The organism is Synechococcus sp. R8-2 (genome assembly GCF_047461715.1).
Lineage (GTDB): Bacteria > Cyanobacteriota > Cyanobacteriia > Thermostichales > Thermostichaceae > Thermostichus.
The window spans coordinates 1-7,704 of record NZ_JANSHQ010000461.1 but is presented as its reverse complement, the minus strand read 5'-3'; the positions used below and the strand labels follow the sequence as shown (position 1 = coordinate 7,704).

General features: G+C 56.9%; 8 protein-coding genes. 4 read left to right on the top strand and 4 right to left on the bottom strand.

The annotated features are described in order from the left end of the window. Positions 1 to 320, bottom strand: a 320-nt coding sequence (locus NW819_RS11080) for a hypothetical protein (protein WP_414413771.1), incomplete at its 3' end; no start/stop codon positions are given. Positions 321 to 495: 175 nt separating this feature from the next. Here NW819_RS11080 and treY point away from each other — a divergent pair. After that, complete coding sequence (gene treY, locus NW819_RS11075; protein ID WP_414413770.1) at positions 496 to 3,297, top strand: malto-oligosyltrehalose synthase; 2,802 nt, start codon at positions 496 to 498, stop codon at positions 3,295 to 3,297. Positions 3,298 to 3,301: 4 nt separating this feature from the next. On the opposite strand, the gene tpiA is transcribed toward treY, so the two are convergent. The 3 genes from tpiA to NW819_RS11060 form a co-directional block, all read right to left on the bottom strand. Beyond that, positions 3,302 to 4,054, bottom strand: a complete 753-nt coding sequence (gene tpiA / locus NW819_RS11070; RefSeq protein WP_414413769.1) for a triose-phosphate isomerase — start codon at positions 4,052 to 4,054, stop codon at positions 3,302 to 3,304. A 146-nt stretch (positions 4,055 to 4,200) separates the two neighbouring features. Further along, positions 4,201 to 4,884: a hypothetical protein gene (locus tag NW819_RS11065; protein ID WP_414413768.1), complete on the bottom strand. Its 684-nt coding sequence runs from the start codon at positions 4,882 to 4,884 to the stop codon at positions 4,201 to 4,203. A gap of 84 nt (positions 4,885 to 4,968) precedes the next feature. Further along, complete coding sequence (locus NW819_RS11060) at positions 4,969 to 5,379, bottom strand: FHA domain-containing protein (protein WP_414413767.1); 411 nt, start codon at positions 5,377 to 5,379, stop codon at positions 4,969 to 4,971. A gap of 212 nt (positions 5,380 to 5,591) precedes the next feature. On the opposite strand from NW819_RS11060, the gene NW819_RS11055 reads away from it, so the two are divergent. The 3 genes from NW819_RS11055 to NW819_RS11045 all read left to right on the top strand — a co-directional run. Beyond that, positions 5,592 to 6,008, top strand: coding sequence for a rubredoxin (locus NW819_RS11055; RefSeq protein ID WP_414413766.1), 417 nt, complete (start codon positions 5,592 to 5,594; stop codon positions 6,006 to 6,008). Positions 6,009 to 6,016: 8 nt separating this feature from the next. Beyond that, on the top strand, positions 6,017 to 7,006 hold the full coding sequence (locus NW819_RS11050) for a photosynthesis system II assembly factor Ycf48 (RefSeq protein ID WP_414413765.1): 990 nt from the start codon (positions 6,017 to 6,019) through the stop codon (positions 7,004 to 7,006). Between the two features lie 41 nt (positions 7,007 to 7,047). Then, positions 7,048 to 7,704 (top strand): UDP-N-acetylglucosamine--N-acetylmuramyl-(pentapeptide) pyrophosphoryl-undecaprenol N-acetylglucosamine transferase (locus NW819_RS11045; RefSeq protein WP_414413764.1); only part of this gene is annotated, 657 nt, incomplete at its 3' end.

The window sequence follows — 7,704 nt, the reverse complement described above, 5'->3', positions numbered from 1 at the left end:
TGGGGGTTAGAGGCATGCTCCAACAGCAGTTGCTGGTTCAAAAGAATCCGAGCGGCTTGAGCTGGGGGATCCCCGCTGCCGGTCGTCGAGGGATTGGGACTGGGGATATCCAGACTGACCTGCACCTGAGGGCTGCTGGCCTGTAGCAAAATCTCTTCCAACCGTTGCTTCAGCAGACGGAGGCGAGCGGGGGCATCGGGGGTGCGCAGGGTCAAAACCAGCTCACTCCCCACCCGAAACTCGCTTTCTGCCCAGGTTGCCTCGCTCCGCCAACTCCCCATCAGCCCACCCACGAGCAGGATCCCTGCCCACCTCGCCATCCTTGCCGGCCCCCTTACCGGGGGTGAAGCGCTCCTCTGTGGCCTTGACAAGTTCACTAACCTCGCCTCTCCCCTGCAGGACTCCTTGATCTTAGCCGCTACCCTAGATACATCTGTTCTCTTGACCCTATGCCGTTGGCAAGCTCGGCTTCTTTGTCATTGTTCTAAGGTCATCATGCGGATCCCGACTTCCACCTATCGCATTCAGTTTCATGCTGGGTTTGACTTCGACGCAGCACGACAGATTGTTCCCTACCTGAAGTTGCTGGGCATCAGTGACTTGTATGCCTCTCCCATCTTCCAAGCCCGCAAAGGCAGCACCCACGGCTACGACGTGGTGGATCCCAGGCAGATTAACCAGGAACTGGGGGGAAGCGAAAAGTTTGAGCTCTTGTGGGAAGCCCTCAATCAGCAGGGAATAGGCTGGATCCAGGACATTGTGCCCAATCACATGGCCTACGATGGCCAGAACCAGATGCTCATGGATGTTCTGGAGAGTGGCCCCAACTCAGATTTTGTTGACTACTTTGATGTGAATTGGAATCACTCTTACCTGGGGATCAAAGGCAGAATCTTAGCCCCTTTCTTGGGAGATTTCTATGACAAATGTTTGGAGTCGGGTCAAATCCAGCTTCGTTATGATGCCGATGGCCTAAGTATTAACTACTACAACTTGAGGTTCCCCCTCAATATTGACACCTATGCCGATGTTTTTACCTACAACCTGAGCAAGCTGCGGCGAAAATTGGGACGCAGCCATCCCGACTACGTCAAGTTACTCGGGATTCTCTTCAGCCTGAAATTCATTCCCAGCAAGGAAGATCTCCTAGAGCGCACCGATCAAATTAGCTTTGCCAAGCATTCTTTGTGGGAACTCTACACGTCTAGCCAACCTATCCAGAGCTTTTTTGACGAGAACATTGCCATTTTTAACGGCAAGCCAGGGGATCCGTCAAGCTTTGACCTGCTGGATAGTCTTCTGGCGCGGCAACATTTCCGCCTTTCCTTCTGGAAGGTGGGTGCTGAGGAGATCAATTATCGTCGTTTCTTTACCATTAACGAGCTGATCTCGCTGCGGGTAGAAGATCGCGAAGTGTTTCGCAAAACCCATCAGCTTATCTTTAAGCTTGCAGAACAGGGGCGTTTTAGTGGTTTGCGCATCGATCATATCGATGGGTTGTTCAATCCCGAAGAGTATCTCCATCGCCTGCGGGAACGCTGCCCAAATCTTTACATCGTGGTAGAGAAAATACTAGAGGCCAATGAAAGTCTGCCCCAAAGCTGGCCGGTTCAAGGCACAACGGGCTATGATTTTTTAGCTAAGCTCAACGGCATCTTTTGTCAAGAAGAAAATGCAGAGGCTTTTGACTCTCTCTATCAAAATTTCACAAATCTACGGCATTCCCCAGAGCAGGTTATCGAAGATAAAAAACGCCTGATCATCGAGCGCAACCTGTCAGGGGATATGGATAATCTTGCTTTTTTGCTCAAGCAGATCACCAGCCATCATCGCTATGCCAATGACTTTACCCTCTACAGCTTACGTCGAGCTTTGGTAGAAGTTTTGGTGTGCTTTCCGGTCTACCGCGTCTATATCCACGAAGGGATCCTCAGTCCAGAAGGTCAACAGGTGGTTCGTCAAGCTGTGGAGAAGGCCAAGGAGAACCTGCCCGTTTTGGTGAATGAGCTGAATTTTATTCAGCGCTTTCTCTGCCTGGAGTCTCTGGACAATTTATCAGACCAGGAGAAAAATGAGCAGATCCATTTTGCCATGCGCTTGCAGCAGTTGGCCGGCCCTCTCATGGCCAAAGGGGTAGAAGATACTGCTTTTTATGTGTACAACCGCCTTTTATCTCTCAATGAAGTCGGTGGGGATCCCTGTCGCTTTGGCCTTTCGGTGCAAGAGTTTCACCGCTTTAATCAAGAGCGGGCAGCTCGGTGGCCTCTGTCCATGAATGCTTCTGCCACCCACGACACCAAGCGTGGCGAAGATGTGCGGGCCCGGCTGAATGTGCTTTCTGAAATCCCCGCCGAGTGGGAAAAGCACATCAACCTTTGGCATGAACTGAACCTCGGCTACAAAGTCCGCAGCAAACAAGCCAAGCGCTCAGAACTGCCGGATCGCAATGACGAGTATTTGCTCTACCAAACTTTGCTCGGCTCCTATCCCTTCCAACCGGAAGAGGTGCCCCAGTTCGTACAGCGGGTCAAAGATTATGCCATCAAAGCAGTGCGGGAAGCTAAGGTCCACACCGCTTGGCTTCGCCCCGATACCGAGTACGAAGAAGCCACTACCGCCTTTATCGAACGGATCCTTCAAGGTCCTAACCCCTTTTTGGAGTCCTTTTTGCCTTTCCAACGGAAAGTTGCCCACTTTGGCATTTTTAATTCCCTCTCGCAGACGCTGATCAAACTGACCAGCCCTGGGATCCCGGATATTTACCAAGGCACGGAGCTGTGGGATTTGAGCATGGTGGATCCCGACAATCGTCGGCCTGTGGATTTTTCCCGTCGCCTCGCCTATCTAGAAGAAATTCAACGGCGGGTTAAACAGGATCCTCTCCAACTCATTGCGGATTTGCTACTACACCGCAGCGACGGACGCATTAAGCTGTTTCTGATTCATCATGTGCTCAAGGCCCGCCAGGAACAGCCCCAATTGTTTCTCGAGGGCAGCTACATTCCTCTGCAAATCAGCGGATCCCATGCTGACCATGTTGTGGCTTTTGCCCGTCAGCACAGTAAGCAGGTATTGCTCACGGTAGTGCCGCGTTTTTTAACAAAGTTGATCGACGAAACCCAAGATCCTCTGGGAGAATCCGTTTGGGCAGATACCGAAATTCATCTGCCGCGTTGGAAGCGGCTGGACTGGGTGAATGGGCTAACCCAGGAAAGGATCCCTGCCGGCGAAACCTTGCCGGTGGGCGTTGTCTTAAAATCCTTCCCGGTGGCCCTGTTGTGGGGACAATCCCGCTAGCGGCCTAGGCGGGGGCTAGAGCCTGAAAATTGACGATGCGGGCAAACTCTTGGGGGTCTAGGCTGGCCCCTCCCACCAACACGCCGTCGATCTCAGGCTGGGCCATCAGCTCATCGATGTTGCCGGCCTTCACCGAGCCGCCATACAAAATGGGCAGTTGGGCATTGCCCAAGTGTTGCCGGATCAAGCCGATGACCCGGTTGGCCTCTTGAGCTGCACAAGTCTGGCCGGTGCCGATGGCCCAAATGGGCTCATAGGCAATCACCAAGTTCTCCAGATCGATCCCCGGCAAGGCGCGATCCAATTGCCCCACAATCCAAGACTCGGTCAAGCCTTGCTCCCGCTGCTGCTGGCTTTCTCCCACACAAAGGATGGGGGTGAGCCCGTGCCGCTGGGCAGCTGCCAAACGCCAATTAACGGTTTCGTCCGTCTCGCCGAAGTACTGCCGCCGTTCGCTGTGGCCGACGATGACGTAGCGCACCCCCAATTCCGCCAGCATGGGGCCGGAAATTTCCCCGGTAAAGGCCCCCTGATCCTCCCAATGTAGGTTTTGTGCTCCCACGGCTATGTCGGATCCGCGGCTTTGCTCTGCCACCACCGCCAGGTCTGTAAAGGGCACACATAGGATGATCTGCCGCTGGGATGCTGACCCTGACGGCGATGACCGTAAAGCCAGGCCCAACTCTCGCAGAAACTCGCGAGCCTCAGCCTGAGTCTTGTGCATTTTCCAGTTGCCGGCAATGAGGATGGGGCGCAAGATGGATCCTCCCTTAGAGACAACAGAAGGAAGGGATCCCGCAAGCAGAAAGCCCAATAAAACAGCAGGGATCCCAGCTTTGTTTTTTCGTATGACACAGTTTACCAGCAAGCGATCCCGGAAATACGGCGACGGGATCCGCCCCGTTAACCCTCTTGGGCCGTCTCCCGTTCCAGGCTGGCCGCGATGGCAGCCAGGCAGTCTTCCCAGGGGGATCCCTGCTCGAGATGGTGGACGGCGACGGCATAGGTCTTGGGGTGGGCTTGTAACAGCGCTCGGCCCTGGCGCAAAAAGCGGTTGATTTGAGCTTTCAGCTTGGCTGGAGAGGTCAAGGGCTGCGCCGCCAACAGCCTGGCCACCTGCTGCCGATCCTCTGCATCGCCCGTAATTTGGCCGTAGTGCAAAGATTCTGCCGCTGCCCCCGCCATCCAGAACGTGCCGCAGCGCTCCACCTCTGCCCACGGGATCCCTCCCTGAGCCTGCCAAGTGCGCATCGGGGCCCGATCCAGCTCCACCCCGCCGTAGCCAGGGATCCGCCGTCGGAAGGCTTGCCAGGGACTGAGCACATAGCCCAGCAATGGGATCCCGAGCAGGTAGGCCACCAAAAGGTGCCCTGCTTCATGGCGGATAACCCGCTGCCGATAGGCTGGCGAAGCCCAATCCAGCAGCCCGCCCAGCAACCCTGAAATCCGCCCCCCGAAGGCCACTTGCTCGACGATGACCAGCCCCACCAGTCCTACTAGGGGCATGGCAGCCCGCGGCCCCAGCACCGCCGACAAGACCAAAGCTGCCACCACCCCGGCAGCGCGAGTGACTCCAGCTTCTGACATCGGTTAGCTGCCCCCTTAACCAACAAGCTGAGGGGAAGATCCCACACGGCTTACGCGCCAAAACCCAACAGGGAAGGCGACCTCTCACAGCCCAACGATCTGGGTGTTTTCAAAGGTGGCGAGAATTGCATCCAGATCTTTGTTCTGCACTGAGTAGGTAGCAGTGGCATCGCTGCCAAACTGGATCTCGTCCCCGTCTTCCAGATCGCGAAATTCCACCCGTTGCCCACCCACGTAAAGGCCATTGGTGCTGGGGTTGCCTTGAATATCTCCGTCGATGATTTGGTAGGTGAACCCATCGGGGGAAGAGGGAGATTCTGTTTTGACCAAAATGGCGTGGTAGCGAGAGGCATACTGGGAGTCAATGCGGATGCTGTTGCGTGGATCCCGGCCTAAGGAGTAGAGCTCAGCCGTCAACCAGTAGGCTTTTGGCCCGTGACGATCCTTGACGATGAGCACGTGATTGAGGGCCGGTCGGCGAGGGGGCGTGGTCATGAAAGGCACCCGCTTGCACAACACTGAGGGCAAGATAGCCAAAACATAACATAGGATCCCCCTGGTGGATCCCTGTGTCCACCGGATAAGTCTCTTCAGGTCGGCATCCCAGGCTGGTGCGGGATCCCCCTGAGCAACAAGAAAGGGTCTGAGTAGATTTTTGTAACAATTCCTCTCATAATAGGATCGACGATGCAAATGGATCCCTGACCATGAATGGCTCGCAACCGGATCCCAGTGCTCAACCCCGTTCTCCCCAGACACCGAAGCTCATTGAGTTGCCGGAAGATGAAACCGATGCGCAGCTCAGCGATCCCCTGCGGATGCAGCGCCACGAATGTCGTTCTTGTGGCTATGTTTACGAACCGGCCAAGGGGGATCAGCTCAATCGGATCCCGGCGGGCGTACCGTTTGAGGAATTGCCAGCCGATTGGAAATGTCCGGTGTGCCGAGCCGGTAAGCGCTCGTTCCAAGCAGTGGGCGCCAAGGGCAAGCCTTCCGGTTTTCAAGAGAACTTGCGCTACGGCCTGGGGGTGAACGTGATGACCCCTGCTCAAAAGAACCTGCTGATCTTCTTGGGACTGGCGCTGGGATTTTTATTTTTGATGAGTTTCTATTTCGTCGAGTGAGGGTCAAGATGTTCAAACCCCTGAGGCTGGTGCTGCTGATTGCTGTCTCGGTGCTGCTAATGGCGGCGCGGATGCCAAACATGCGGGTGGTCCCCTGGCAGCAGGTGGAAGTGCCCACCCAGAACATTCTGCTGGACATTGCCTTCACCGGCACCACCCCTTCCCATGGCTGGTTGGTGGGAGACAAGGCGACGCTGCTGGAATCCCGCGATGGGGGTCTGCACTGGCAGGTGCGGGAGCTGCCGGGTCTGGAGCCGGAAGCCTACCTGGCCTCCATTAGCTTTGCTGGGGCAGAAGGCTGGGTGGCCGGGCAGCCGAAGATCCTCCTCCACACCCTAAACGAGGGATCCGACTGGACTTCCATCCGCCTCAACAACCAACTGCCAGGGGAGCCGCTCTTGATCCAGGCTCTGGGCCCTGGCGCCGCCGAAATGGTGACCAATGTGGGGGCCATCTACCGCACCGAAGATGGCGGTCAGACCTGGCATGCCCAAGTGGATGAGCCGATTGGGGCCATCAAAAACATTGCCCGCGGCCCTGAAGGCGAATATCTGGCGGTGTCGTCGCGGGGCAGCTTCTACTTTCTGTACACTCCTGAAAGTCGCACCTGGAAGCCCTACCCGCGGGAAAGCTCCCGCCGCATTCAAAACATGGGCTTTGGCCCCCACGGCAGCGCTTGGAAATTGAACCAAGGGGCGGAGATCGCCTTTACCGATGACTTCACCTCCGGCCAGTGGTCGTCGCCGCTGCGTCCGGGGCGGGCCCTCAGCTTTGGCTACCTCAATGCCGCCTATCAAAACGACCACGACCTGTGGGTGGTGGGGGGTGGCGCTACCCTGATCCACAGCCCTGACGGTGGCAAAACCTGGGAGCAGGCCAAGAAACTCAGCAACATCCCCGCCAACTTCTACAGTATTGAGTTTTTTGGCCCCCAGCAGGGGTTTATTCTGGGGCAGCGGGGCACCCTCTTGCGCTATGTCAGCTCCAACAACTCCTGAAGATCTAGATCAGATCTTAGGGATCCCTAATCGGCACACGGGTGGATATACGCGCCAAGGATCCAGCTTCACGCCCGCGGCTGCTGGTTGCTGCCAGCGGCACTGGTGGCCACATTTTTCCGGCCTTGGCCGTTGCCGAGCAGTTGCCTGACTGGCAGATCGAATGGCTGGGGGTGCCGGATCGCATGGAAGGGAAGCTGGTGCGGGAGCGGTATCCCTTGCACCGAGTCGTCATGTCGGGCTGGCAGGGATCCCCTCTCCGCAAGCTGCAAGCCTTGGCCCAACTGGCCCGCGCCACCCTACAAGTGCGCCGACTCCTTATGTCGGGACGGTTTGATATTGTCCTGACCACCGGTGGGTACATTGCCGCTCCGGCCATTTTGGCCGCCCGTTCGCTGGGGGTACCGGTGTTGCTGCACGAGTCCAATCGGATCCCGGGCAAAGTGACCCGTTGGCTGGGGAGATTTTGTCAGGTGGTGGCGCTGGGCATGGCGGAGACGGCAGAGCATTTGCCAGGGGTGGCCGCCCAAGTGGTGGGCACGCCAGTGCGGGCCGAGTTCTACACGCCCCAGCCTTTCCCTGCCGACCTCCCCATTCCCGACGGGGATCCCCTCATTGTGGTCATGGGGGGCAGCCAAGGGGCGCGGGGCCTCAACCGCATGGTGGCCGCCTGTGCCCCAGCTTGGTTGGAGGCGGGG

Coding starts and splice junctions, on each gene's coding strand:
- treY (WP_414413770.1), top strand. CDS start 496: ATGCGGATCCCGACTTCCACCTATCGCATTCAGTTTCATGCTGGGTTT.
- NW819_RS11055 (WP_414413766.1), top strand. CDS start 5,592: ATGAATGGCTCGCAACCGGATCCCAGTGCTCAACCCCGTTCTCCCCAG.
- NW819_RS11060 (WP_414413767.1), bottom strand. CDS start 5,379: ATGACCACGCCCCCTCGCCGACCGGCCCTCAATCACGTGCTCATCGTC.
- NW819_RS11065 (WP_414413768.1), bottom strand. CDS start 4,884: ATGTCAGAAGCTGGAGTCACTCGCGCTGCCGGGGTGGTGGCAGCTTTG.
- NW819_RS11050 (WP_414413765.1), top strand. CDS start 6,017: ATGTTCAAACCCCTGAGGCTGGTGCTGCTGATTGCTGTCTCGGTGCTG.